Below are 25,253 nucleotides of genomic sequence, written 5' to 3'. Positions count from 1 at the left end.
TACAATTCAGATACCTTCGTAGATCTCTGCCAGTGTCATCGTAACCCCCAATTTCTCCAACTCGATTTTGGCGTCCAGACCGTCATAAATCGTGTATTTCCAGAAATCGGCGGAGCGTTCATACAGTTCAACGCCGTAGTGCTTTTGAGACACCAGCAAATAATACTGGAGTGACGGTATTTTGAAATACTCAAGTCGTTTATCGTGGATGTCGTACCGTTGCGAAGACTCGGAAAACACTTCGATCAACAAGCTGGGAGACTGCACAACCGTCTCTGAATCATCGGCCAGATCGGCGGGTTCGCAGGTGTAAATTACATCCGGATAAACGTATTTTTCGCCGGTTTTTAGTTTTAGCTTGATACTATTGATAAATACTGCGCAGCCGTTTTTTCGGGCGACAGGATACAGAAGACTCGAAAACGATAGCACAATTGTATTCTGCCGTTTGGTCGTTTCTGTCAGTTTGAATATCTCGCCATCCATGTATTCATAGCGAGCATCGACTTCTTTTTCAAACTCCTCGTATTCTTTGAATGTATACCGTCTTTGTTGTAAAACCGTCATCAAGGCTGTTTTCTAAATTTCTGCTTCCCTAAAAATAGTGAATACTTGGTAAACAGTCTCATAGTAAGACGGTTTAGTACCCGACAAGTAACTCAACACGATGAAAAAAGGAGGATTGATTGCGCTGGGCCTGCTGCTGATCGGCTTCATCGGCGCTTATATCTGGTACCAGCGTCAGCAGAAACGAGCCGCCGATGAACCCCACGGAACCGTGTTGACCCCCCGGCTGGAACTGGCCTCTTTTCTGATTACCGACATTGACGACGACCAGCTTACGATGAACATGAAGCTCCTGATCGACAATCCGTTGCCGGTCGGTTTCAAGGCAAAGCGCGTCGATTATGAAGTGTATATCGACACAGCCTTGGTCATGAAAGACAGCTACCGCAAAACCGTTGAACTGGAGGCTGGCGACAGTACCCTGGTTACGCTGCCGGTCAAGCTGCTTTACAAGCGGTTTATGAACGTTCTGAAGCAATTGGACCAGCAAAACGCCGATAGTACGGTTTACACCATTCGGTCAACCTTCGATCTGGACGTGCCGGTTTTGGGACAGCGGACGTTTTCGGTCAAAACCGAGAAAAAGCTACCGACGCTTTACCTTCCAACCATCAAGGTAACGGCTATCGATTTCGGTAAAATTAGCCTGAAGCAGACGGATCTGGCTGCAAAGGTGGCGATTGGAAACCGGAACAAATTCCCTCTGAATTTTAAAGATACCCACTACATTGTCAGCATCGACGGCGATGTGGTTGCGGAAGGAAGCCAGCCGGAACCCATCCTCATCAAAGAGCAGGCCGTTACGCCCGTGGTGTTTCCGGTGACACTCAAACCCGGAAAGTTCGACAACGTCGCCCTGAAAGCGTTGTTCGACAAGAAGAATACGAATTATCTGATTGAATTCCGGAGCAAGATGATCAGCCCGGATGGCAACAGTGCGTTGGACGACAGCCGAATCGTAAACCGCATCAAAGGCACCCTGGCGGACCTCAAAGAACTGAAAAAGTGACGGACGGAGTTTCCGCCGTGTTGGAAAAAAGCGTTTCTTTACTCGTTATTTCATCGCTGCGCTGCGCTTCGTATTCCTAACGATTGTATGAATTTTAAACGCTTTCTTCCTCATTTAGTTGCCGTCATTGGGTTTGCAGTTCTGGCTGTGCTGTATTGCTCGCCCGTTTTGAAGGGCAAACGATTGAATCAACACGATATCATTCAGTCCGTTGCGGCTGGTCGCGAAGTGGTCGAGTACCACAAACAAACCGGCGAATGGGCGTGGTGGACCAACAGCATGTTCGGCGGAATGCCCGCCTACATGATTTCCGGGGACTATCCCACCAGCCTTACCCACAAACTCGGTCAATACATCAATTTGCTGCTTCCCGACCCGGCCAACTACATCTGGCTGATGATGGTGGGCGGTTTTGTGCTCATGCTTGCGTTGGGCGTCAACGTCTGGCTGTCGGCCCTGGGAGCCATTGCGTATAGTTTTGCCTCCTACACCTTATTGAGTCTGGAAGCAGGTCACGTTTCAAAAATTCTGGCTCTGGCCTACGCGCCGGGTATTCTGGGGGGCGTTATCCTGGCCTTGCGGGGTCGATACCTCGCCGGAGCCGCGCTGGCGGCTTTGTTTCTGGGTCTTGAACTCTACGCCAACCACGTACAGATCACGTATTATCTCGCCTTTGGCATCATCATCTATGTCCTGATCGAGAGCGTGGTCGCCATCCGGGAAGGGCGTGTCCGCCAACTCCTGCTGGCGTTGTCGGCACTGGGTGTTGCGGCTGTTCTCGCCGTTGGGACGCATACCACCCGGCTCTGGAATGCCGCTGATTACGTGACCGTTACGACGCGTGGAAAATCCGAACTGACCATAACACCCAAAGCAGAACCCGGTGCGCCAGCCGCTGCGGCTACGACCCCCGAAGACGGTTTGGGGAAAGACTACGCGTTTCAGTACAGCTACGGCATTGGCGAAACCTTTACGCTGCTCATTCCCAATTACGCCGGTGGCCCTTCCGTCAGTTCGCTCACGACGGACTCGGAGACCTACAAAAAAATGACCGGCATCGGTGTCGATCCGGGCAATGCTCAACAGTTTGTGCAGCAATTGCCGATGTATCACGGAAATCTGTATAGCCAGAGCGGTCCGGCCTATGCGGGAGCCATTGTCATTTTCCTGTTCGTACTCGGTTTGCTGATCGTTCCCGGTCGGCTGAAATGGTGGGCGCTCGGCATCGCTTTTCTGTACATTGCCTGGGCCTGGGGCAAAAACTTTCCGGCGTTCAATTACGCCTTTTTCGACTATTTCCCGGCTTTCAACAAGTTTCGGGCGGTCACGATGACGCTCACGCTGGCGCAGTTGCCGCTGGTGCTGCTCGGCATTCTGGCCCTGAAAGAGATTGTCGATAAAAAATATTCACCGGCTCAACTCAACCGCCCGTTGCTGATCAGTTTGGGCGCAACCGCCGGTTTCTCGCTGCTGATGGCCCTGGCACCCACGGTTTTTCAAAGCTTCCGGGGCAGCAACGACGAGATGATGCTGAACAATCTGGAGCAGGGTCTGCAAAGTAAACCGCTGGCCGAACAGGTGATTTCCGCGATGGTCGACGACCGCATCGGCATGTTGCGTTCCGACGCTTTCCGGTCGGCCATTTTGATTTTGCTGGTCGGTGGGCTAATCTGGCTATTCGTTCGCGATCGCATCAAACCCCTCGTTTTCTACCCGGTTTTGCTGGCACTGATGATTTTTGACCTCTTCAACGTCGACAAGCGATATTTCAACAACGATGATTTTGTGAGCAAACAGGCGATTCAGGAGACGATTACGCCAACGGCTGCCGACGAGCAGATTCTGGCCGACAAAGCCCTCGATTTCCGGGTGCTCGACCTGACCGCCAGCTTCATGAGCGACGCCAAAGCGTCGTATTTCCACAAGTCGCTGGGAGGCTATCACGCGGCCAAACTGCGCCGGTACCAAGAGTTGGCGGAGTTTCAGCTTTACCGGAATTTGCGGGAACCCCAGACGGCACCCAATGCGATGAACGTCATCAATATGCTGAATACGAAGTATTTCATTACGCAGCTTCAATCTGCTAACCCACAGCAGGCACCGGGGCCACCGGTGGCGCAACGGAATCCGGGGGCACTGGGCAATGCGTGGTTCGTGGAGACTTACCGGCTGGTTCCGAATGCCAACGAGGAAATGCAAGCCCTCGACAGCCTGAATACCGCCAAAGCCGCCGTGGTCGATCAGCGGTTTGCCGAACAGTTGACCGGCTTGAAAATCCAGCCCGATTCGGCGGCCAATTCGATTCGCCTGACCAGTTACAAACCGAATGAACTGATCTACGAAAGCAACGCGACCAGCGAGCAGTTGGCGGTTTTCTCCGAAATCTATTACAACGTTCGCGGTGAATGGCAGGCCACCATCGACGGCAAGGAAGTGCCGCACCTGCGGGCGAATTATGTGTTGCGGGCCATGCGCGTTCCGGCCGGAAAACACACGATCGTTTTCAAATTCGATCCGGTTTCGATCCGCGTCGGTAAAGTGGTCGATCTGGTGTGTTCGTTATTGATCATCGCGTTTATCGGAACGGCGGTTTTTATCGAAAACCGGAAAAAACCGGTGTGAAAATCGGAGAAAAGCCGGTTTAAAACACCCGTCAATGCCGTTTAAACCGGTCAGAAATGAAATAGTTGTTTATTGTCTGAAACGGCCAAAAATGACTGCCGTTAGGCACGACCATTTTGTAGAAAATAGTCGTTTGTTGTCTGAACCGATCAGAAATGCCGTTAGGCATGAACATTTTGTAGCAGAAGCCTGGAAGAAAAACGTGCAAGTTCGGTAGGAACGGCCCATTTCATGCACTAGTCAAATGAATCGTTCCTACGGAACTTACTACCTGGTAACGTAGTGCAATTTCTACAAAATGGTCATGCCTAACGGCATTGGCGGATCAAACCACCTTTTCTACAAAAAGGCCATGTCTAACGGCATTGATGGGCGGTTCAGACAACAAACGACTATTTTCTACAAAATGGTCCTGCCTAACGGCATTTTTGGCCGGTTTAAAAGGCAATGTTAGCTGGGGCGTTTTTCATTTTGCGGGTCAATTGCCGGATCGAAACCAGATGACCGAGCAAAACCATTGGAACCACCAGACCGGGCAAACCCACGAACGGAAATTTCAATACGCCAACGTTGGGTTGGTCGAAAGCCAATTGCTGAACGGGAGTGGGCGCGGATACGATGGCATGACCGACAATATTGACCAAGAGGGCCAAAGCCAGGAGGTTCCAAATCAGGAGCTTCCGGTGGTCGGCTGGTCGGTTTTTCGAAGCCCAATAACCCGCCAGCGGAGCTGTGATGCCCGCCAGAATATCGAAATTCCGTCCCTCGAACGTCATGACTTCCGGAATTTGCTGGTAAACGAATAAACCGTACAACGCCAGCTCCACCGGAATCCGAATCGTGTTCAGAAACGTCAGTGTTGGAATTGGCAACTGATCCAGAAAAATGCGTCCGGGTTTCGTAAAAAACAATCCCAGAATGACCAGCAGCGGTGGGGCAATCGCCAGCAGAAAACGGGGCGGAACGGCGTCGATGTTCAGGAAAAACCGCCGTTGGGCCAGGACCAGCAAAACCATCAGCCAGAGGATCATACCCATAAAGATAAAACCAGCCCTGGTCGGGATGGCTTTGCGAAGAGCGGTATAGAAAACCGCTAAGGTGAGGATCAGAATTCCGCCGAAACCGAGGCTCAGCCAGAGGGGCGGGTTTTCGGAAAGGTGTGAAAGATTGCGTACCATTGTTGTTGACCGCTTTTTGTTGGATGCTGCAAAACAAGGCCGCCAAAACGGTTTTTGGAACGGTTTTCGGACCCGATTCAACGAATGGTACGGAAACCGGGGATGAAGGGTCAACCAGCGGCCACCTGTTGCAGCCACTTTTTAAACTCAGCGTTCCGGTAGCGGCTGACCGTTACGGTTTCTTCGGGTTGGTTCCGGTGCAAAGCCGGGGTCAGCGTCACCCGGAGCTTGCGGTTGCTATCGTCCTGCACCGTTCGAATGGCCGCCAGCGAAACGATAAACTGGCGGTTCAACTGGAAAAAATAGCCTTCAGGAAGTAAACTTTCCAGCCGGGAAAAGGAGTTGTAATTCGTGGTCAGTTGCTGTCCATCGGTTTTGACCAGCAGAACCACGCCCTGTGTCGAGAAGAAATAGGCGATTTCGTCGGGGCGCAACCGGAACTGGCGGGAACCGGCGTCGATCAAAAGGGCTGGATCCAAAACCGGTTGACCAAGCGGCTGCAAGTGGTTTAATTTGCGGTTGATGGCTTCCGTCGCCGACTGTTTTTCGAGCCGAAAGGCCTGGAGCAGATACAGCACGACGTAGCCGCCGTTGACCAACGTGGCGATGGTGATGCAGACAAAAATACCGGACGCAAGTTGAATCGAATTGGGCCAGAAACCGGAATACAGCCGGATGGCACAGGGGAAAACAACCGAAAACGTCAGCAACGTAGCCAAACCGCCCACTACAAATTGCCGCCCGATGCGTCGCGTAGGGTTGTAGGAAAACGACAAACGGCGGTCGAAATGCCGGAAAATGAGTACATTGACCGACCAGCACGAGAGCATAACCGTGGCAACCGTCAGAAAGTTAGCCGTCGGAAAACGATATGCCGACTGCCACGGAAAATGCCGGTAAAAAACGACGTGCGACGCGATCGTTGCCAGAAGCGGAACCAGAATTAGCAGCAAAAAACCGTGTTGTCGGCGGCTTAACGGCTCCATGATGGTTTCAGTTGCCTTTTTTGTCTATAAACCAGAACGGCTTACGGGCCGTTATTCATCAAACTAAAAACGCATGGAGCCGAACGAAACCGCCCCAAATGCTGATAAACTCGACCGCATCATCGACGCCCGCATGAAGCTGAAACGCCGGTTTGAGGAAGCCATTCAGAATACACCGTCGATGACCGACGAAAAACCCCTGGGGTCTGGTCCGCCGAACCGCCACGGGATGCCGAAGATACCAAAAAGCCAGACGGTTACGAAAAAATGGCCGGTTCTTGACCTGGGCTACCAACCAAACATTCCGCTGGACAAGTGGCAATTGGCCATCGACGGCGAAGTCGAACAGCCGATCCGGCTGAAATGGGCGGATTTCATGGCGCTACCCCAAACGGAGGATGTGAGTGATTTTCACTGTGTAACGACCTGGTCGAAGCTGGATGTGCCGTGGGTGGGCGTCCGGTTTGCGGATCTGGCCGCGCTGGTGATGCCGAAAGAAACCGCCACGCACGTCATGTGCTACGGTTTTGATGGCTATTCGACCAACATCGCGCTGGAAGAAGCCCTCAAATCCGACGTCCTGCTGGTTCACACCGTTGAGGGGGAGCCGCTTCCCCTTGAACACGGCGGGCCGGTTCGCATGATTACGCCCCAGCTTTACGCCTGGAAAGGCTCCAAATGGATCAAACGCATCGAGTTTCTGGCCGGAAACCGCCTGGGTTTCTGGGAAGAACGCGGTTATTCTAATACGGCTTACCCGTGGCGGAATGACAGATACAGTTAAGAGTTATGAGTTAAGAATGAAAACGGGGCCGTTCACGCGGTTGGTTGACGCAATGCAATCTGTATGTCTTCATTCTTAACTCATAACTCTTAACTCAAATGGAGTTCTCCATGAAAGCGTAGCACAGCATGTGGCAGATCGTCATGTGGGCGTCTTCCACGCGACCGTAATGAACCGAATCAATGGCGATCACTTCGTGGGCGAGGTCGGCGAGGATGCCGCGTTTGCCGCCGACGAGGGCCACCGTCGTGAGTTCGTGCTCATTGGCCCACTGCACGGCTTTCACCAGGTTGGGCGAACTGCCGCTGACACTCATCGTCAGCACCAGATCGCCGGGCCGGGCGTAGTTTTGCAACTGCCCCACAAACACATCGTCGTAGGAATAATCGTTGCCGAGGGCCGTGATCCAGGCGGTATTGTCGTTCAGCGACAGGCAGCGAAACCGCTTGCCGAGCCGGTCGGAAGCGCCTTTTCCCAGATCCGTAATGAAATGGGAGGCATTGGCCGCGCTACCGCCGTTGCCAAAAACGAAAAACTGGCGGTCTTCTTCCCAGCAGGTTTTCAGCAGTTTGACGATTCGTTCCACTCGCCCGACCGGGATGGAGTCGATAGCCGCCTGGTGGTGAACAAGATACTGTTCAAAATACGTTTGCATACCAAGTATAAGATTGAAGTAGTAGAGGGTTGTTGAACCGAACGTCCGGTTATTCATTTATAAACTCAACGCGCCAATCGGCACGGTATTTTCGCCCAGTTCTGCCAGCCGAACCGCGGGGCCGGGTTGAAAAGCGCCCATCAGGTAGGCCGGCAATCGTTGCTCGACCGCCGACCGCAGGGGTTCGCCGGTCAGCGACAGGCCACCACCCAGCACAATAACGTCCGGATGCAACAGATGTACGACGTGTGAGAGCCCGAACGCCAGATCGTCGGCCAGCCGCCCGAAGATTCGCTGGGCCGTCGGATCGCCCCGGTCGAACGCTTCCCGTAAAAACCGGGCTTCACCGGTTTGGGCCGCGCCAACCACTTTCTTCAGAATTGAGTCCGGGGGCAGGTTGGTCAGTGCTTCGCGGATTTCGCGGTCGACGGCCCAGCCGGAACAGACCGACTCCAGGGTGGTGCCGGTTTTATCGAGCCGAAGGTGACCGATTTCGGTTTCGCCCGGTGGCATTCCGTGGTAAATTTGCCCGTCGATCACCAGGCCACCCCCAACGCCACTGCCGAGTGTTACGTAGAAAACCTGCCGGAAGGTGCGCCCGGCGCCGTGCAGGGCCTCACCAAGGGCCGCCACATTGGCGTCGTTTTCCACCCGAATCCGCTGGGCCGCTGTCCGCTGCCGCAGCCACTCGCCCAGGCCAAAACCGGCCCAGCCTTCGATCTGGTGAGAAGTCGCGATCCGGCCGGTTTGGGTATCGACCGGTCCGCCGAACCCAACGCCAATGGTTTGAATGGGTTCGGGAAGTTGCCGGAGGGTGTCGTCGATGTGGGCTAAAATACCGGCGGCCCCGCGGGACTTATCGACCGCAAACCGGAAATGGTGCCGAAGGGTGGTTGCTTCACCCGCTACGAGTTGCAGTTTGGTACCGCCAATTTCAATGCCAAGATTCATTCTGTTGGGCGGAACTCAATCTGCCATGCGTAGGAATAGATGGTCAGGCGATGCGTCAGAAACGCAGTCCCCCGGCAAAGTAAAGAAGAAAAAAATTACCGGAGGGTATCTTTTTGAAGATGGGGATAATTTCGTCGGGTGAGTGCCGGAAGCTGGATGGCGGGGCCGTTTTGCCAGGCGTCGGCCCCCGAAACGGGCGGGCGTCCCAGGATGTCAGACCGCAATTGCCGCTTTTCGGCCGTCGAGACGTTCAATCGTTTGTCGCGGGTTTGCAACAGGCCGGGGTCGATCTGGCCGTCTCTCGTAAAGTCCATCACCAGCGCCGGGCCGCCGAAGGGGAGCGTCGAGTCCTGCTCGGTGTGCCAGAGTTGCCAGGTTTTGCCATACCGCGTAACCAGCGTACTCATCAGATCATGTTCGGCCTTTGGGCTTAAACCGGGGGCCGCCAGCATCCCGCTTTTCACGTCGTAGCGGTAGCTGTGCCAGAGTTTTTTTTCATCGTTCGGCAGGGTTTTAAACAGGCGCTCCGAAATGATGTATTCCACCCCCATCAATTTGGCATTCGTTCCGCTGCCGTTAAAAATGGCGCATTGCGTCAGGTCTTCACTGAGCGTACTGCAATAGTGATGGACCTCGAACTGGCTCGCCCGCTGACCATTATAAAATTGAAATTTGTTGAGATAAAGCGCCAGTTGTTGAGCCGGAGTCGGCGGTTTTTGGGCGGGTTTAGTCTTTTCGGAAGAAGGGGTTGACGATGCACCGGATGACGTATGATCTCCTCCACAAGCCAGTAGCAGTACGGCTCCCAGTACATAAAAACCCAATTTGATCATTGTGACAGAAAAAAATGCGTTCCTCTACAATGATCACAACTTTCGTTCGCAGGATTTGTTTAAGGTAATTTTGCCGGGAAAGTTACTTTTTTTGGGAAAGATACGCGACCAACAAGGGCCTGTTTATTTTGTTATTAAGAACATTGTTGTTTGTGTATAAAAACGATTAGGCGCTAATTTAAATGAAAAGGTTGCCGGTCCTGCTGGATGATTTTGGAGTTATGAATCAGACCCAGTATCAGCAAACCGATCACAATAGCGACGGCAATCTGGAGGGATGAGATGAGGTTGAATTGTGAGGATTCTGTTTTTGAATCCTTAACAAGGCTCTGACCTTCAGTATATTGAATTTGTGCTAGCTCATTTAAACACGCAATGGCCCGTTGAAACGTTTGGGAGCCTTTGCCGTTGAACAATTCACTACCCGCTTCTTTATTTCCGGATTCACTCAGGTGAAGAATACGGTTTTCGAGTATCGCATAGTCACTAACCCGGTTTTTAAAATTATACAGACTTTTAGCTTCTTCCGTAATTAGAAAGGTCTTTTCATAATTTCGGATGAGTGAATCGATCGACTGGTTTTGTGTTTTAAGTTGGGCTTTGATTTCGGCGGGGGTGGAGGGAGTGGATGCCATGAGATGCTTCTCCACCAAAAGCCGTTTGATGTACAGATTTTCGATTAAATGAACCATATCGACTGCCGGAACAAGCCGATCCTGGTAGATGGAAGAGAAGGATTTATCGATGTCGTTGATGTTGCTGCGGGAAAGAACTGTGCTCAGGATAATCAATACCATGATTCCGCTCAGAAGGAGCGCTGCCTTCATTTTTTGCTGAATAACAAATGACCATTTCATATCCTATATAGATTAAATTTTGAGGGAAATACCGTGCCCATGTTCTCTACCAATGAACGAAAATAAGATTATTTCTATATATTTTTTCATTCTTGTTGTTGGGCTTCGTGGATTCTGTTTTGCTGCAGAAGAAGTCAACAGGCTGATTCTATTTCAACGGGCCTAAATTTGGTTTGGACAGAACGTCGGAGACATTGGATTTTCTCCTAATTTTATCGTACAGATTCCTAGACCCTTATGATTTGTTCCTATGTACAAAATCCTGTTGTTTATCCCTTTCGTTTTTGCCATTCTTGCCATAACCCAAACGGATCCTGCGGCACGAATTTCTCCCACCCAATCCATTCAGGACACCACGAAGATTGACCGCGATTATGCGCTGGAAGCGAATATGACCGGTTTTTTCAGTAAGAACGGCGCGCGAAATCCCACCTTACGGGCCAATAAAGGCGACCGGGTTCGCATTACGATCACCAACGGGGAGACCATGACGCACGACATTGCGCTGGAAAAACTCAAATTGAAAAGCAAGACGATCCTCGAAAAAGGATCCAGCACCAGCATCGTATTTACGGCTGGTCAGAATGATACGTATTATTGTTCCGTTCCGGGCCACCGGGCCGCCGGGATGGTGGGGGCCATCGAGGTGGTGGAGGGCGTGATTTCGGATGCCACCATTGCCGGACAGGTGCCAATGAAAGACGGCCAGCCGCTCAACCTGAACTTCGAAACCGGAACGCTGAAAGACTGGACGGCCACCGGCGACGCCTTTGCCAACCCGCTCGTGAACGCCGATCCGTCGCCGGTGCATGAAAAGGAAATGAACATCGGTTTTGAAGGGAAATATTTCCTGAGCAGCGGGGGAACGGCGAACTACAAACAAACCGGGACGCTGACTTCCGTACCGTTTAAAGTAACCCAGCCGTTTGCGGCTTTCCGGGTGTCGGGCGGGGCGTTGCAGGATACGCGCGTCGAACTCGTTCAGGCCGGAACCAACAAGATTATTTACCACATTACCGGACAGGGTCGGGCCACACTCCAACCCGCCGTTGTGGATCTGCAACCGTATCTGAACCAGGATATTTTCATTCGGATCATCGACAACGAAACCGGTATTTCCCAGATTCCGTATATTCCGAATGACAAGTGGGCACACATCAATTTTGATTCGTTTCTGTTTTATCCCACCCGCCCCAACTTCCCGAATGAGCTGGACCAGAAGGACATCATCATTCTCCCGCCCCTCGATCCTGTCCTTCACGCCGGCCTTTCCGGTACGGAAGCCGCCAAGGTGATGACCTTGCCGAAAGGATTCAAGATTACGCTGGCAGCCTCCGAACCCGACATCATCAAACCGATCTGTTTCACCATCGACTGGCGGGGTCGGCTTTGGGTGGTCGAATCACACACGTATCCGGTTCCGGCACCCGAAGGCCAGGGCCGGGACCGCATTCTGATTTTTGAAGATACCAACGGCGACGGAACGCTGGATAAGAAAAAAGTTTTTGCCGAGGGGCTGAACCTCGTCAGCGGGATAGAGGTGGGCATGGGGGGCGTATGGCTGGGTGCGGCTCCCTACCTGCTGTTCATTCCGGCGGATTTCAAAACCGATAAACCAACCGGCCCGGCCCAGAAACTGCTCGATGGCTGGGGCACGCAGGATACCCACGAAACCCTCAACAGCCTGCGCTGGGGACCCGATGGCTGGCTGTATGGCAACCACGGCGTCTTTACGCATTCGAACGTCGGGAAACCGGGCGCACCAGACTTGGAGCGGACCAAACTGAACGCCGGGGTGTGGCGGTATCATCCGACCAACCACCAGTTTGAACTGTTTGCCGAAGGCACCAGCAACCCCTGGGGCATCGACTTCAACGACTACGGACATGCCTTCATCACGGCCTGCGTCATTCCGCACATGTATCACATGATTCAGGGCGGGCGGTATTTCCGGCAGGCCGGCAAACATTTCAACCCCTATACCTACGACGACATCAAAACCCACGCCGATCACGTCCACTGGCTGGGCAAACGGGGTCCTCATGCCGGCAATTTCCGGTCGGCAGCAGCGGGCGGGGGGCACGCCCACGCCGGGGCCATGATCTACCTCGGCCATAGCTGGCCGCAGGAATACCGCAACGATATTTTTATGAACAACATCAACGGAGCCCGGCTAAACCAGGATCATCCGACCCGGTCGGGATCGGGCTATTCGGTGAAACACAAACCGGATTTTCTGGCCATGAACGATTCGTGGTCGCAGTGGCTCAATATGAAATACGACCCCAGCGGATCGGTTTTTGCCATCGACTGGTACGATAAAAACCAGTGCCACAGTTCAAACCCGGATGTGCACAACAAAACGATGGGCCGGATTTTCAAGATTACCCACGAAAATGACAAGTGGGTGCAGGTCGATCTGTCGAAAGCGTCGGATCTGGAGCTGGTGAATCAGCAGCTCAATCCGAATGAGTGGTATGTCCGACAGGCCCGTACGATTTTGCAGGAGCGTGGCCCCAACAAGAAGGTTCACAAAGCGCTGAAGGAAATACTGGCTAAAAATCCCGATGCAACCCGGAAACTCCGGGCGCTGTGGGCGTTGCACGTCACGAAAGGGCTGACCGAAAAAGAGCTGGCAGACCTGCTTGCCAACGAGAGCGAATACGTCCGAAGCTGGGCGATTCAACTGCTGGCGGAAGACAAAACCGTTGCGCCGGAAACCCTGAAACGCTTTGCGGCATTGGCCCAGAATGACAATTCGGCCCTGGTGCGGCTTTACCTGACCTCGGCGATGCTCCGGCTGGAACCGGCTCAGCGGTGGGACGTGCTGGAAGCGCTGGTTCAGAAAACCGAGGATAAAGACGATCCTAACCTGCCGCTGATGGTGTGGTATGCCGCCGAACCGCTGGCCGTTGTGGATGCCAAACGGCTGTTGCAGATGGCCGAGAAAGCCAAACTTCCGAAAATCATGCCGTATGCGGTTCAACGCATTGGGGCCATTGGTTCGAATGACTCGAAAAAAGTGCTGAAAGAACTGAACGAGCGGTTGGGGAAAATGGGGCATTCGCACGAGAATCACGAAATTCAGCAGGTGCTGGCGAAGGCACTGGAGGAGTAGAGCATATATAGTTGGACGGAGGTTGGAAGACTCCGTCCAACCATTTTTTAAGCAATGTTGCAAAAAACCCCTATTCCCTTACTTAAAATAAATCGCACCAATTTTTTTATTATCCCTTTGATTATTACACCGCCCGGTATAATTGAAGCAATTGCATCTAGAATAGCATCGATAATCTCACTTGCCGTAGATCCTTCATTCAAAAAGCTGCATATAAATTCTTTCACCTTCTTGAGAATGTTGCGTCCTGCTTTTGGTAAAGAAAAAGATAATGCTCTCTCGGAAGCAAAGTTTGCAATCTTGTCATCCTTGTAGTATAGCTGTGATGTCGCGTTAGATGCTGACAAATACATTTGCCCCAAGTCATCTTCGACTTCTTTTTCACTAGCGATGTCTTCATTCTCGATGTCATCCAAAAGCTCTTTTTTTAATTGATCTACGTCAATTAATTTTAAATTTTCATCCTGTAAAAACATGATACAAAAGGTTTATAATGCTTACTCTTTTAACAGGTTTTCAGCATGATCCTGGATTGTTATTCTTTAAAACATCTAATTTTATAGGTCAAAATTAGATGTTTATGCAGTACTGATATACCGTATAATTACCCGTTTTCAACCGTATTTTTCTCGTTAATTAGGTGGTTATTCAGATATCTTATTCTGCCGATAAACAGATGCCGCTATACCATTTAAGCAAGCCATACCCTGAATGAGAGCTGTTCCCACGTGCAGGTGCTAGAAAGGGATAGAGATGAAGGTGGAGGGCTAGTACTTTTCCATTCTTTTATTTGACTGGACCAATTCGCGATGCACCGGGAATGGAAAAGTAAAATATACCGCCTACATTCAGCGTAAATTTCATTTGAACGTATGCGGGTTGTCTTTCTATTGGTTGCGCTTGGCATTGCCCTGGTTTTTTATTTGAGTTGGGTACCGAATCCGGATATGGCGTTGGTTTGGTTTGTTCCGGACTGGATCGCGAACTGGACCGACGCCCGGGCCAATGGCGATTTACGCACGGCGGTTCCCTTCGTCTTTTTAGGGCTGATCACGGGTGTCTGGCTCTTTCGTCTACGGAAGTCTTCGGTTTGGTGGTTGGCAACCCTGGTGGGCCTCACCGGTATTGCTGCCATTGCGGAAGCGGGACAGATCGCGATGCCATACCGGCACTTTAGCTGGGCCGATATTGGTTGGGGTGGTGTTGGGTCATTCCTTGGTCTGCTGGTGGCCTATGGGGGGATGCAAACTTTGAAATGGCTGAAAGTGAGTTCATAATGTGGACGTATGAAGCCTGGTGACGATTCGGCCGGTTGCAGAATGCCCCTTGGTGGGAAACTCAAACGGGCAGAAAAACGCTGAAGGTGGCTCCCTGACCCACCTGGCTGGTGGCCACAATGGCCCCGCCGTGATTCTTGATCACCTTATCACAAATGGCCAGGCCGATTCCGGTACCGGCATAGTCTTTCCGGCCATGAAGGCGTTGAAAAACCTGGAAAATCCGTTCCGCATACCGGACATCGAATCCAATGCCGTTGTCGATGACATCGATACAATGGTAAGCGATCGCTTTTCCGCGCGTCTGAACGCCATCCGGTAGATTTTCCCCGGCAATCCAGCGGGCTTTGATCTGGATTTGCGGTGGAGCTGACGGCTTGTGGAATTTGAGCGCATTGCTGAGCAGGTTCTGGAAGAGCTGCCGGAGTTGACGGGAATCGCCAAGCACCACCGGTAGCGGATCAAGGTCGATTTTTGCATCCAATTCCGAGATAACACCATCCAGGTCCGTCACCACCAGATTCACCAGCGCCGTGAGCGAAACGGGAATGTCGACCTCCCGCTGGGTCGACAAACGGGAGAGGTTGAGCAGATCCGTGATCAACGTAGACATCCGTTCGCCCGCCATCTTCATGCGGTTCAGTAAGTCCAGACCGGCAGGTTCCAGCACCGAACCGTACTGATCCGATAGCATACTGCTGAAGGACTGAATTTTTCGCAGCGGTTCTTTCAGATCGTGGGAAGCCACATACGCAAACTCCTGCAGGCTATTGTTCGATTGGAGCAACCGCTCGTTGGATTTCAGCAGTTCTTTGTTCGAAGCCGCCAGTTCCTTGTTGACCTCTTCCAGTTCCCGGGTGCGTTCGTAGACCTGTTCCTCCAGGTTGCTGACCAGCAATTGAAAACGCTCCTCGTTTTTCCGCAGTTCATGGTTCGCTTTTCTCAACTCCAGCAGGTTCACCACCTGTTTCGCCAGAATCTTCAATGCACCCAGTTGGTGTTCATCCAGCACTTTCGGTTCGTGATCGATGACGCACAGCGAACCGAGGGCAAAACCGTTTGATTCCACAAGGGGGACTCCCGCGTAAAAAATGACGTGCGGTTCGCCGGTGACCAGAGGATTTTCCGCGAAACGTTCGTCTTTTCTGGAATCGGTTACGATGAAGGTTTCCAGGGGGTTTTGCAGGGCGTGGGTACAAAACGCCAGTTCGCGCGGAGTTTCCCGTACATCGAGTCCGTGGTTGGATTTAAACCACTGCCTTTTGTCATCGATCAGGCTAATCAGGGAAATGGGCGTTTGACAGATTTGGGAAGCCAGGTCGGTAATGGCATCGTAATCACTATCGGGCAGTGAATCAAGGATATGATACGCTTTTAACGCATTTATTCGGTTGATTTCTTCAGGCGAAAAAGTCGGTTGCATCAGTAATTAACAGTCTGGTAGCGGTTGGGCAGGACGAATACGGTTTTCGGATGAATGAATTGATCAATGAAGGAGTTTAGGATGTATCTTTTGCACCTAACCAGCCTGACCCCCGGTTTGTTTTAAACAGGAAGATCGTCGGAATGCTTCACCTGCCAACACTATGTATGTTCTTCTTCGTATTGCCTTGCTGTTCAGTTTACTACGTGTTGGATTTCCGGCCTTGGCTCAGTATACTTCGTGGAAGCCAACATTTAATCCAATGGATGTGCGACAAGCACTGTTCTATATACAAAAGCCCCATTTGATGAATTTGTCGAATTATCTGGGCCATACCGTTCGCGATAAAATGGATGATTGCAAAGCTGAATCAGCACTCTTTCATTTCCGGGTCAATAGCCAGGGAAAAATAGACAGCATCTGGGTGGAGGGAAATCTGCGGGCAGCGTATGAAACGATCATTGTTACTAACATAAAAAGTACCGAAGGCAAATGGCAATTGCCTGAAAATACGAAGCCCGGAGATCATTGTTGGTTTATTTATCCTCATTTTGTTTTCGGATACACCTATTCCTGTCCTCCGGAGTCGGTGGAGTTGTATAAAATTCAGCAAGCCCATTATGAAGTATATAACCGGCTGAAACTTCAAACGGAAACCCGGTATGGAATTTTACTTTCTCCCCGTGAGCTCCCTACGATGCCTCGTAGATAAGTGAAAGTGAAAAAGAGGTCAAGTGTGTTATAAAAAAGCCGACCCAATCGGAGCCGGCTTTTCACGTCTATGGAGGTAGGGTTCATTTTTAGTTGATAGCGACGAGCCGGGGAGCCGCCTGGGTTTGCGGAGTTGTGGCCAGCGTTAATTCCTGCGTGGTGGTTTCGACCCCGTTGCTGATGGCGACCTGATACACGCCGTCGGGCAACGCACTGACATCCAGACGCACCCGGGCTGCTTCCTGGCGTTTGCCGAATTGTTGCACGAAGAACTCCTTGCCCGCGCTGTTGGTCAATCGAACAAAGACCGTTCCGCCGGTTTCTTTTTGCAGGGCAATCTGGATTTTTCCTTCCGTCGTTTTGTACATGCTGCTTTTGAAAGCGGCTGCGGTTTTGGGCTTTCCCGCGGGTTTGTTGGTGTCGGCCACAGAAGCCGAGACGGTTACAGCGGTCAGGGTAAAGGCAACGAGCAGGGATTTGATGAGCGTTTTCATGGCGTATGATGTTTGATTTTTGTTTCTGTTTGAATGAATCAAAGGTCGGCATCAACGGCAGAAAAGGCTGTCACAAATGAGTCGATAACTGCTACTTTTGGGAAAGGGGAGGTGATGAATTTGTTTAGGATTCAAAATAGAAAGGAAATGATAAATGTAAAATGATGAATGCTAAATGTAAAAATGCTGGATTGAGAATTGCTTTTACATTTGGCATTCATCATTTTACATTTATTATTCCGTTCCTCGAAATAACCCGGTTATTTTTTCTGGTAAACCCGTACGTAATCGTAGGCCACATCGTCGGGGAGCGTGGCCAGCGCGGGGTCACCACCCCAGCCGGTGAGTTCCAAGCTCAGGAGCAGGTATTCGTCCGTTTGGGAAACGGCGGTGGCGGTGCGCCAGGTTTCCTGATTATCCACGTAAAAAACGTATTCTTTCTCCGTCCAGAGGAGACCGAAGGTATGGAAGCCGGTCTCGATCGCGGGCACGGTTATTTTTTTGCCCGCCGTTTTGTGATCGCTGCCGTAACCGTCCCAGTGCAGGTTGTGGTGGATCGTTGCAGGTTCTTTGCGGTGGTATTCAAAAATATCGATTTCGACGCCGGAGTTCACCGGATCGCCGATGACTTTACCCATCGTCGGGGTTTGCAGCCAGAAAGCCACGTGCGGCCCCGGCTCGTGGTTCATCCGGGCGCGGCATTCAAAATAACCGTACTTCGTTTTGTAGAATTTCTCCGTACCCAACTGGCCGATTCTGTACTCATTCCCAACTTTCTGCAACTCGATTAGCAGGTTGCCCTTGCCATCGAGCCGAACGGTTTCTTTCGCCACCCGCCCCAGGTTGCGCACCGCGCCCAACTGACGGTATTCCCATTTGGTGAGGTCCAGCGATGTGCCATCGAATTCGTCCCGCCAAACCGCCTGGTAGCCGTCGTTCAGAAACGTTTTGGCCAGCGGGCTGTCTTCAATGGCCGTACCGGAAACCAGTGGTCTTGTGCCAGGATTCGCACAAGACCACCCGAGGAAAGCGAAAAGGATGATTTTTTTCACGGTATCGTTTACCAGCCGGGATTTTGGATCAGTTTGGGATTCATTTCAATTTCCGTTTGCGGAATCGGCCAGACGGTGATGTTGTCTTTCCAGGTATACGGAATGGTGATGCTGCCCCAGATCTGATTCACCCCGCTGCCCGGCGTAAACACCTTGTCTTTCAGCGATCCCCAACGGAGTTCGTCGAAGTAGTTGACGCCTTCGTTGACAAACTCAACCCGGCGTTCGTTGCGGATCCGTTCGCGCAGATCGGCTTGTCCGGCTACCGTCGTGGCCGCCGAGGAATTCAGCAAACCAACCCCGGCGCGGGCGCGTACTTCGTTTACCAGCGCCACGGCTTCCGCCGGTTTGTTCTGCTCGTTGAGGGCTTCGGCCCACATCAGCAGCACATCGGCGTAGCGAATGAGCGGAAAGTCGATCGGGCCAAACTGGCGGTTCAGCAACTCGGTCGAGCCTTCGTAGACAAACTTGCGGTGCAGGTAAAAGAACTGGCTCCGCGAATCGGTGAATAAGTCGAGCACCGGGGGCGTTTCACTCCGCGACGGCCAGCGGTTGGTATACACCTGATCGGCTCCGTTCTGCGGGCGGCCCAGATACGTCGCGTAAGGCACAATCACGTTGCTGAGCAGGCGGGGGTCGCGGTTCTGATAGGCTTTCGCGATCCGCTCCTCGTTGCCGTTTGGCAGATACAGGGCCATGTTAAGCCCTTTGTTGGTGCCGGTGGTGATTTCGGCTGCGGTCAGGCCATTCCGGTAAAAGAACACTTCGCGTTTATCGGCGGGCATGCTGCTGAAACCCGGAATGATGGCGTCCCAGTTGAATTTGGAACCATCCTTGTTTTCATACAGGTCCACCACCGAAGTCGAAACGTAGTAGTTGTTCCAGCACGACCCGAACGACGAACGCGTTCCGCAGTACCACTGGGTGGTGGAACCGTAGGTGTCGACGCCCGTATTCTGGATCGAGAAAATCATTTCGTCGGACTGCTCGTTGACTTCCTTGAACAGTTTGCTGTAGTCGGCAAAGAGTTTGTACCCAGCGTCTTTCACTTTGGCAAAATCAGCCGCGGCTTCGGCGTATTTTTTCTGGTAGAGGTACGCTTTTCCCCGCAGCGCATAGGCCGCGCCCTTCGTCACGTGTCCGTAATTAGCCGCCTTGGCCGCGTATTTGGCTGGCAGGTTCGGTTCGTTGATGGCATCGGTCAAGTCCTGAATCACCACTTCCCACACCTTTGCCTCCGTTTCGCGGGGGCGGTTCATTTCGGGAACGGTAACGGGTTCGAGGTACACCGGAACGCCCTTATAGAGCTGGTTCAGGCGGAGGTAGAAATAAGCCCGCAGGAATTTACACTCCGCAATCAGCCGCGCCTTCTTGTCGGCCGCCGAGGGCGACTTGGCCGCAATGTTGGTAATGGCGTCGTTGGCCCGGTGGACACCTTCGTAGAGTTCTTTCCAAGTGTTCAAAAACCGCCCGCTCGACGTGGTCGAGGTGGCATTGATCATGTCGTTACCCCCGCGGCTCGAGGAGGTAAATCCCATGCCGTCCATCTGGTATAGCTCCCGGTCGGACGCTCCCCCGGTCTGAATACCCAGCCGCAGGGCATTATACACCCCGGTGACGCCGAGGTCGGTCAGGTTATCGCTCACCCACATGTTGGCCGAGCTGATCGAGCCGTAGGGAGTCGTGTCCAGCAGGTCGTTTTCGCAACTGCCGAGGCTGAGCACCACCATCAGGCCCAGGCCTGCTTTGTTGATACCCGTTTTGCCAATAGTTTTTATCAATCGAAGGAAGTTCATAGTCTTGGAGGGTGTCGATTAAAACGTTACGTTCAGGCCCACGGCATACTGTTTCATAGTCGGGTAGGAGACGTTGGCTCCCACTTCCGGATCAAGACCCGGATACTTGGTGATCATGAAGACATTCTCGCCCGACAAAAACACCCGGGCGCGGCTCATCCCGATTTTAGCACCCCAGACCGTCGGAATCGTGTAGCCGATCTGCAGGTTTTTCAGCTTGATGTAAGAGGCATCATACAACCAGTAGCTGCTGGGAATATTCGTCTGACTATCCGAGTTGTATTTCAAACGCGGAAATTTGCCACCAATGTTGTTGGCCGGGTCGCTCGGGTTGGCGTCGTTGTAGTAATAGTGGTCGTCGGCGATCCGGGTGCCGATCGAATTGGTCAGCGTGGTGCGCGTTCCGTTGACCCCCGTCTGGTTATACAGGTATTTCATGCCCGCACTTCCGGCCCAAAGCATCGAAAAATCGAACCCACGCCAGGACGCACTGAGCGAAAGACCCATGATGAATTTCGGGGTGCTGCTTACACCCGAAAACCGCTTGTCGAAATTGTTTCCGTAGGTGCCGTCGCCGTTGACATCGGCATAAATCAGGTCTCCGTAGTACAATTGCCCTTTCCCGATCGTGCCGACCGGCTGGAACTTATACCCCTTGGCCATCATCGCCTGCACCCACGCCAGGTCTTCCGGTGTCCGGATCATGCCGTCGGTCGGGCCGCCGTTGATATTGACCGTTCCGTCGGAATTGGAATGGCTGCCGTTACCTTTGTACACGTCCAGGAGGTAATATTCGTTGATCGGGTGGCCTTCCAGAATGCGGGTATCACCCCCGCTCGATACCTGGCCGATGTTGGAGCTATAGACTTTGTTACCGGCAGCATCAGTCGTGTAGCCTTCGGCCAGGGCGCCCCGGTAATTCGTCACCCGGTTGATGTTATACGCCACGTTGCCGCTCACCGAAAAATCGACTTCCCCAATTTTGTCGCGCCAGCCCAGCGTCAACTCCAGCCCTTTGTTGAGCACACCCGCCGTGTTCTGGGTGGGAGCCCCTTTCGTTCCGGCGGTGAGGAAGATGGGCGGGGTCGTCAAAATGCCGTCGGTCAGTTTGTGGTACCAGTCCAGTTCGAAATTCATCCGGCCCTTGAACAAGGCACCTTCCAGACCGATGTCGGTAACGCTCGTCGATTCCCAGAGCAGCAGCGGATTGGCGTATTTGGCCTGCACCAGCCCGGTGGTGGCAACGCCGTTGAACGAGTAGGGAACTTTGCCGTAAACCGCCTGGTAGTCGTAATCACCCGATGCCCCGGCGGCATAGATGACGTTGTTATTTGCGCCGTTGTTCCCGAGTTTACCCCAGGATGCCCGCAGTTTCAGGCCCTGAATTTTTTCGTTCAGCCCGCGCAGGAACGGTTCTTCCGAGAGCCGCCAGCCGGCTGAAAACGAGGGAAATACGCCCCAGCGGCTTTCCGGTGCAAAACGCGACGAACCGTCGTACCGCAAGTTGGCTTCAAACAGGTATTTTGACTGGTACGCGTAGTTGACCCGTCCGAAGTACGAACGCATGGCGCGGTTATACTCCTGTCCACCCGCCGTGTTCGAGGTTTCACCGGCCGAGCCCAGCGTAGTCGTAGAGTAGTCGATCAAACCGCGTTTCGAGGCATTGAAATCATAATACCGGAAATTGAACTGGTTGTAACCCACTAAAGCACCAAAATCATGGTCGCTCCCGAACGTCGTGCTGTAGCGCAGCACGTTGTCCAGCGTCAGCAGGTAATCCCGGTTGAACGAATAACCGGTTGTCAACTGGTCGGCGGGGGTCAACTGTACTTTCAGCGTATTGGTCGAAAAATCCCAGCGTTCGGCCGGTCCGGCCAGCGCGTAGGAATTGCCTTCGTTGAATCGCGTCTGGTAGTTGACTTTCGGCTCCAGCGTAAGGCCTTTGGCCAGGGTTATGATGCCATAGAGGGTGGTATTGAACCGGGTGGTGCGGTCGAGCCCGCCGGTGCCGTCCAGGTAGGAGAAGATGTTGTTAACCGTGGTCGGTTCTTCCACGGCCACCGGAAAACCGTATTTGCCGTTGTAGTAGGGATAAATACCGGGATTGGTTTGCCACAAATACTGAAAGGCCAGATCGGTATTGGCTTTTCCGGCCGATTGCGTCGAGGCAAATGTTTGCGCCCCCAGGGTGAGGAATTTCGCTACTTTCGACTCGATGTTGGCCCGAAGCTGGAAGCGTTTGATGCCCGTATTCTGCATCACGCCCCGGTTGTCGAGGTAGCCGAGCGACATGTTGTACAATGATTTGTCGCCACCGCCACTAACGGCAATGTTGTGGTTCTGAACAACTTCATTCCGAAACACCCAACTGGCCCAGTCGGTGTTGGGATAGGCCACATAGTTGGGAACGCCCCCCGCGCTGATGCCGTTGGGGTCCAGGTTGGCTTTTTCCCAGGTCTGGATCGTGTTGGCCGAATAGACTTCTGCCACGCCCACGTTCCGGTTGCTTTCGTTAAATAACCGCATGTAGCGAACGTAGTCCGAAATAAATTCGGGGACATTGCTCGGGCGGGCCGACGAAAGGATACCGGTATACGTAACGGTCGTTTTCTTGGCCGATCCTTTTTTCGTCGTGATCAAAATAACGCCGTTGGCGGCCAGTGACCCGTAGATGGAAGCAGAAGCCGCATCTTTCAGGATCGACATGGATTCGATGTCGTTCGGGTTAACGGCGTCCATCGAGCCCTGCACTCCGTCGATGATGACGAGCGCGTCGCTGTTGTTGAGCGTACCGGTTCCCCGAATCCGGATGGTGGCGCCGTCGGCACCCGGTTTTCCAGAAGACTGCCGCACAAAGACCCCCGGCGCCAGACCCGCCAGCGATGACGAAACGTTGGTAACCGGCCGGCTTTCGATGCTTTTGGCCGACACCGTGGCCACCGAACCCGTCAGGTTGACTTTTTTCTGGGTGCCGTATCCCACCACCACGACTTCGCTGAGGGCCTGCATGTCGGGGGCCATGGTCACGTTAACGGTTGTTTGCGCGCCCACCACGATTTCCTGTAGGGTATAACCGATAAACGAGAAGACGAGCGTGGCCCCCTGATCAACGGCAATCCGGTATTTTCCGTCAGCATCGGTCGTGGTGCCGCGCGTGGTGCCTTTCACCTGGATGCTAACGCCGGGGAGTCCTTTGCCGGTTTCGTCGGTTACAGCGCCGGTGATGGTTTCCTCCGCGGCTGACGACCGATGGATCGACGGGCCATTTCCCGCGGGGGCGGCCCCAACCGACCCGGTTGCCAGGCAAAGACCGAGAAGGGGGCATAGCCAACCGATCGGTCGGCTATACTGCAAAATCAGAGAACGTATAGATCGCTTCATACTGGATGGATTGATTGGTTAAAGGTATTAGGTCAATTAGATCACTGGTTCACTACAAATCGGCAGGGCGCCGTACCAAGGGGCAATAGGGGGGAAGTCGGCTGGAATTCTCATCGAAGCGTGCAGGCTCCGACGGAGAAACGGACGGCGGTTCATACGGACAGGGTTGAAGGGTGCGTAGTCGGTGCGTCTTCCGAAAATACATTCAGATTCCGCATCCTAGTAGCAAAATACGATCATTGTAAAGCATTTTTTTGACAAAAAATTTGCAGAATTTGTCGTTTAATTTGCAACTTTCTATTTCAACCGTTCCTGATTGGCAAATTGCTCTGTAAAAAAATACCGGTCTGGCCGCGCCATTCACAGGCGGACCGGACCGGTATTTGGCCATCGATGGGCGATGGTGCGGTTTATCTGCCCGAAAAACCGCTAATACACGTGATCACTGAATTCGTATTCAACCCGGTTCAAAGGTCCCGGGAGGCAAACCGGTTGGGGTGCAGACAGTTTGACCAGTAGTCGATAATAGCTTGCAGTTGCGTTGTGATGTCGGCCATATTGCTCTTTTTCTCGAAGAAACCCTGAATAGTCAGGTCGTAAGCCTCTTCGACGAGATGCTTGTAAACCGGGTGAGTAAAAAAGATAAAGGGAATGGCCCGCTTGCGCAAGCCATTGTCCTGCTCGATCTGCCGCCGAAGTTCCAGGCCCGTCATGGTATGCATAGTCACTTCCGAGATGATCAGAAAAGGGCGTTGGTCTGTGGTACGCAGAAAATCAATGGCGTCTTGCCCCCGGGTAAAAACCACAACCGGATTATGGGGGGCGGTCTGCTGAAGGATTGGCACTAAAATTTCGTGATCATCTTCGTCATCATCGATTAATACAATTGGCCCCTTTGTTTCCATGCTTTCCTTTTCGTAGGTTTTTATCAGAACATAACTGAAGGGCTGCCCAAGTGTTTAATAAAACCCGCAGTTCGAGTATACGGCCTTTTCGGAACGATTATTGAGGGAACAATCCATTGGAATTCTGGTTGTATCCTGAACGGTTTCTTACCCTGGCAGGGAATTTTTGCCCGCCGGAAAGAGTTATGTAGCTGCTCAAGACTTAACCGATAGACATTGAAATATCCTGTTTGTGAAACCCCCTGTGTTTTTGTGGTCGATGATGATGAAGACGATCAGTTTTTAATTCAGCACGTTTTTGGCCACCACAGCCCCGAGTGTCGGATTAACATCATCGCAAATGGGGTTGAACTTCTGGATGCCCTGGCAACGGTCGAGGTGTTGCCCGCTTTGGTATTATTAGATCTGAATATGCCCATTATGGGTGGCCTGGAAGCCTTGGCGCTGATTCGAAAGGAGCCAAAGTATGACAGCCTGCCGGTTGTCATCCTGACGACCTCCAACCAGACCGTCGACCAGCAGCGGGCTTTGGAATTGGGTGCAAACGGGTTTGTGACCAAACCGTTATTGCTGAAAGAGTACAACCAACTTATCCTGACGCTGCGAAAACAATGGCTGATTGGTCGCTGCATCGGCTGATGGTTCGTTTCGCTG

21 protein-coding genes are annotated in these 25,253 nt (G+C 52.5%); 7 read left to right on the top strand and 14 right to left on the bottom strand.

Annotated elements, in window-relative coordinates; all coding sequences use genetic code 11:
* Positions 1-6 precede the first annotated feature (6 nt).
* On the bottom strand, positions 7-567 hold the full coding sequence (locus tag ACS5NO_RS22335; protein WP_439417191.1) for a Uma2 family endonuclease: 561 nt from the start codon (positions 565-567) through the stop codon (positions 7-9).
* Between the two features lie 100 nt (positions 568-667).
* Here ACS5NO_RS22335 and ACS5NO_RS22330 point away from each other — a divergent pair, with 100 nt between their 5' ends.
* Positions 668-1,576: an LEA/WHy family protein gene (locus ACS5NO_RS22330; RefSeq protein WP_150874367.1), complete on the top strand. Its 909-nt coding sequence runs from the start codon at positions 668-670 to the stop codon at positions 1,574-1,576.
* A gap of 87 nt (positions 1,577-1,663) precedes the next feature.
* Positions 1,664-4,198, top strand: coding sequence for a YfhO family protein (locus tag ACS5NO_RS22325; protein WP_439417190.1), 2,535 nt, complete (start codon positions 1,664-1,666; stop codon positions 4,196-4,198).
* A 437-nt stretch (positions 4,199-4,635) separates the two neighbouring features.
* On the opposite strand, the gene ACS5NO_RS22320 is transcribed toward ACS5NO_RS22325, so the two are convergent.
* Positions 4,636-5,376, bottom strand: a complete 741-nt coding sequence (locus tag ACS5NO_RS22320) for a DUF8737 domain-containing protein (RefSeq protein ID WP_439417189.1) — start codon at positions 5,374-5,376, stop codon at positions 4,636-4,638.
* A gap of 110 nt (positions 5,377-5,486) precedes the next feature.
* Entirely contained in the window at positions 5,487-6,362 is an 876-nt protein-coding gene (locus tag ACS5NO_RS22315) for a LytR/AlgR family response regulator transcription factor (RefSeq protein ID WP_439417188.1), read from the bottom strand.
* Positions 6,363-6,435: 73 nt separating this feature from the next.
* Here ACS5NO_RS22315 and ACS5NO_RS22310 point away from each other — a divergent pair, with 73 nt between their 5' ends.
* Positions 6,436-7,146 carry a sulfite oxidase-like oxidoreductase gene (locus ACS5NO_RS22310; RefSeq protein ID WP_114408835.1) on the top strand — a complete coding sequence of 237 codons (711 nt, stop codon included), beginning with the start codon at positions 6,436-6,438 and terminating at the stop codon, positions 7,144-7,146.
* Positions 7,147-7,240: 94 nt separating this feature from the next.
* Here ACS5NO_RS22310 and ACS5NO_RS22305 read toward each other — a convergent pair whose 3' ends face one another.
* The 4 genes from ACS5NO_RS22305 to ACS5NO_RS22290 form a co-directional block, all read right to left on the bottom strand.
* Positions 7,241-7,801 carry a D-sedoheptulose-7-phosphate isomerase gene (locus ACS5NO_RS22305; RefSeq protein ID WP_439417187.1) on the bottom strand — a complete coding sequence of 187 codons (561 nt, stop codon included), beginning with the start codon at positions 7,799-7,801 and terminating at the stop codon, positions 7,241-7,243.
* 57 nt (positions 7,802-7,858) lie between these two features.
* Entirely contained in the window at positions 7,859-8,752 is an 894-nt protein-coding gene (locus tag ACS5NO_RS22300) for an ROK family protein (RefSeq protein WP_439417186.1), read from the bottom strand.
* A 95-nt stretch (positions 8,753-8,847) separates the two neighbouring features.
* Positions 8,848-9,585 (bottom strand): OBAP family protein, encoded by a 738-nt coding sequence (locus ACS5NO_RS22295; RefSeq protein WP_439417185.1) that lies wholly within the window; start codon positions 9,583-9,585, stop codon positions 8,848-8,850.
* Between the two features lie 173 nt (positions 9,586-9,758).
* Complete coding sequence (locus ACS5NO_RS22290; RefSeq protein ID WP_439417184.1) at positions 9,759-10,442, bottom strand: MCP four helix bundle domain-containing protein; 684 nt, start codon at positions 10,440-10,442, stop codon at positions 9,759-9,761.
* A gap of 250 nt (positions 10,443-10,692) precedes the next feature.
* Between ACS5NO_RS22290 and ACS5NO_RS22285 the strand changes: the two genes are divergently transcribed.
* Positions 10,693-13,560, top strand: a complete 2,868-nt coding sequence (locus ACS5NO_RS22285; protein WP_439417183.1) for a PVC-type heme-binding CxxCH protein — start codon at positions 10,693-10,695, stop codon at positions 13,558-13,560.
* 47 nt (positions 13,561-13,607) lie between these two features.
* Here the strand turns inward: ACS5NO_RS22285 and ACS5NO_RS22280 are convergent, their stop codons facing one another.
* Positions 13,608-14,036 (bottom strand): hypothetical protein, encoded by a 429-nt coding sequence (locus tag ACS5NO_RS22280; protein ID WP_439417182.1) that lies wholly within the window; start codon positions 14,034-14,036, stop codon positions 13,608-13,610.
* Positions 14,037-14,432: 396 nt separating this feature from the next.
* Between ACS5NO_RS22280 and ACS5NO_RS22275 the strand changes: the two genes are divergently transcribed.
* Positions 14,433-14,837 (top strand): VanZ family protein, encoded by a 405-nt coding sequence (locus ACS5NO_RS22275; RefSeq protein WP_439417181.1) that lies wholly within the window; start codon positions 14,433-14,435, stop codon positions 14,835-14,837.
* Between the two features lie 61 nt (positions 14,838-14,898).
* On the opposite strand, the gene ACS5NO_RS22270 is transcribed toward ACS5NO_RS22275, so the two are convergent.
* Positions 14,899-16,260, bottom strand: a complete 1,362-nt coding sequence (locus ACS5NO_RS22270) for a GAF domain-containing sensor histidine kinase (RefSeq protein ID WP_439417180.1) — start codon at positions 16,258-16,260, stop codon at positions 14,899-14,901.
* 163 nt (positions 16,261-16,423) lie between these two features.
* On the opposite strand from ACS5NO_RS22270, the gene ACS5NO_RS22265 reads away from it, so the two are divergent.
* Positions 16,424-16,972, top strand: coding sequence for a hypothetical protein (locus ACS5NO_RS22265; protein ID WP_439417179.1), 549 nt, complete (start codon positions 16,424-16,426; stop codon positions 16,970-16,972).
* An 88-nt stretch (positions 16,973-17,060) separates the two neighbouring features.
* On the opposite strand, the gene ACS5NO_RS22260 is transcribed toward ACS5NO_RS22265, so the two are convergent.
* The 5 genes from ACS5NO_RS22260 to ACS5NO_RS22240 all read right to left on the bottom strand — a co-directional run bounded on the left by ACS5NO_RS22260 (position 17,061) and on the right by ACS5NO_RS22240 (position 24,599).
* Positions 17,061-17,465, bottom strand: a complete 405-nt coding sequence (locus ACS5NO_RS22260) for a T9SS type A sorting domain-containing protein (RefSeq protein WP_421826871.1) — start codon at positions 17,463-17,465, stop codon at positions 17,061-17,063.
* Positions 17,466-17,725: 260 nt separating this feature from the next.
* Entirely contained in the window at positions 17,726-18,517 is a 792-nt protein-coding gene (locus tag ACS5NO_RS22255; protein WP_439417178.1) for a glycoside hydrolase family 16 protein, read from the bottom strand.
* 8 nt (positions 18,518-18,525) lie between these two features.
* Positions 18,526-20,313, bottom strand: coding sequence for a RagB/SusD family nutrient uptake outer membrane protein (locus ACS5NO_RS22250; protein ID WP_439417177.1), 1,788 nt, complete (start codon positions 20,311-20,313; stop codon positions 18,526-18,528).
* Between the two features lie 18 nt (positions 20,314-20,331).
* Positions 20,332-23,694, bottom strand: coding sequence for a SusC/RagA family TonB-linked outer membrane protein (locus ACS5NO_RS22245; protein WP_439417176.1), 3,363 nt, complete (start codon positions 23,692-23,694; stop codon positions 20,332-20,334).
* A 467-nt stretch (positions 23,695-24,161) separates the two neighbouring features.
* Entirely contained in the window at positions 24,162-24,599 is a 438-nt protein-coding gene (locus tag ACS5NO_RS22240; RefSeq protein WP_138991156.1) for a response regulator, read from the bottom strand.
* Between the two features lie 216 nt (positions 24,600-24,815).
* Here ACS5NO_RS22240 and ACS5NO_RS22235 point away from each other — a divergent pair, with 216 nt between their 5' ends.
* A complete protein-coding gene (locus ACS5NO_RS22235) occupies positions 24,816-25,238 on the top strand; it encodes a response regulator (protein WP_439417175.1) in 423 nt (140 codons plus the stop codon).
* Positions 25,239-25,253 lie beyond the last annotated feature (15 nt).

The sequence above is a fragment of the Larkinella fluvii genome, assembly GCF_051857545.1.
GTDB lineage: Bacteria > Bacteroidota > Bacteroidia > Cytophagales > Spirosomataceae > Larkinella.
The sequence above is the reverse complement of the archived record's forward strand: the minus strand, read 5'-3'. Positions and strand labels throughout refer to the sequence as shown.

Excerpts from the sequence above, each read along its gene's own strand:
- ACS5NO_RS22310 (WP_114408835.1), top strand. The coding sequence starts at position 6,436 with ATGGAGCCGAACGAAACCGCCCCAAATGCTGATAAACTCGACCGCATC.
- ACS5NO_RS22240 (WP_138991156.1), bottom strand. The coding sequence starts at position 24,599 with ATGGAAACAAAGGGGCCAATTGTATTAATCGATGATGACGAAGATGAT.
- ACS5NO_RS22270 (WP_439417180.1), bottom strand. The coding sequence starts at position 16,260 with ATGCAACCGACTTTTTCGCCTGAAGAAATCAACCGAATAAATGCGTTA.
- ACS5NO_RS22245 (WP_439417176.1), bottom strand. The coding sequence starts at position 23,694 with ATGAAGCGATCTATACGTTCTCTGATTTTGCAGTATAGCCGACCGATC.
- ACS5NO_RS22320 (WP_439417189.1), bottom strand. The coding sequence starts at position 5,376 with ATGGTACGCAATCTTTCACACCTTTCCGAAAACCCGCCCCTCTGGCTG.
- ACS5NO_RS22305 (WP_439417187.1), bottom strand. The coding sequence starts at position 7,801 with ATGCAAACGTATTTTGAACAGTATCTTGTTCACCACCAGGCGGCTATC.
- ACS5NO_RS22300 (WP_439417186.1), bottom strand. The coding sequence starts at position 8,752 with ATGAATCTTGGCATTGAAATTGGCGGTACCAAACTGCAACTCGTAGCG.
- ACS5NO_RS22330 (WP_150874367.1), top strand. The coding sequence starts at position 668 with ATGAAAAAAGGAGGATTGATTGCGCTGGGCCTGCTGCTGATCGGCTTC.
- ACS5NO_RS22260 (WP_421826871.1), bottom strand. The coding sequence starts at position 17,465 with ATGAAAACGCTCATCAAATCCCTGCTCGTTGCCTTTACCCTGACCGCT.
- ACS5NO_RS22325 (WP_439417190.1), top strand. The coding sequence starts at position 1,664 with ATGAATTTTAAACGCTTTCTTCCTCATTTAGTTGCCGTCATTGGGTTT.
- ACS5NO_RS22315 (WP_439417188.1), bottom strand. The coding sequence starts at position 6,362 with ATGGAGCCGTTAAGCCGCCGACAACACGGTTTTTTGCTGCTAATTCTG.
- ACS5NO_RS22290 (WP_439417184.1), bottom strand. The coding sequence starts at position 10,442 with ATGAAATGGTCATTTGTTATTCAGCAAAAAATGAAGGCAGCGCTCCTT.
- ACS5NO_RS22265 (WP_439417179.1), top strand. The coding sequence starts at position 16,424 with ATGTATGTTCTTCTTCGTATTGCCTTGCTGTTCAGTTTACTACGTGTT.
- ACS5NO_RS22280 (WP_439417182.1), bottom strand. The coding sequence starts at position 14,036 with ATGTTTTTACAGGATGAAAATTTAAAATTAATTGACGTAGATCAATTA.
- ACS5NO_RS22275 (WP_439417181.1), top strand. The coding sequence starts at position 14,433 with ATGCGGGTTGTCTTTCTATTGGTTGCGCTTGGCATTGCCCTGGTTTTT.
- ACS5NO_RS22295 (WP_439417185.1), bottom strand. The coding sequence starts at position 9,585 with ATGATCAAATTGGGTTTTTATGTACTGGGAGCCGTACTGCTACTGGCT.
- ACS5NO_RS22335 (WP_439417191.1), bottom strand. The coding sequence starts at position 567 with ATGACGGTTTTACAACAAAGACGGTATACATTCAAAGAATACGAGGAG.
- ACS5NO_RS22285 (WP_439417183.1), top strand. The coding sequence starts at position 10,693 with ATGTACAAAATCCTGTTGTTTATCCCTTTCGTTTTTGCCATTCTTGCC.
- ACS5NO_RS22250 (WP_439417177.1), bottom strand. The coding sequence starts at position 20,313 with ATGAACTTCCTTCGATTGATAAAAACTATTGGCAAAACGGGTATCAAC.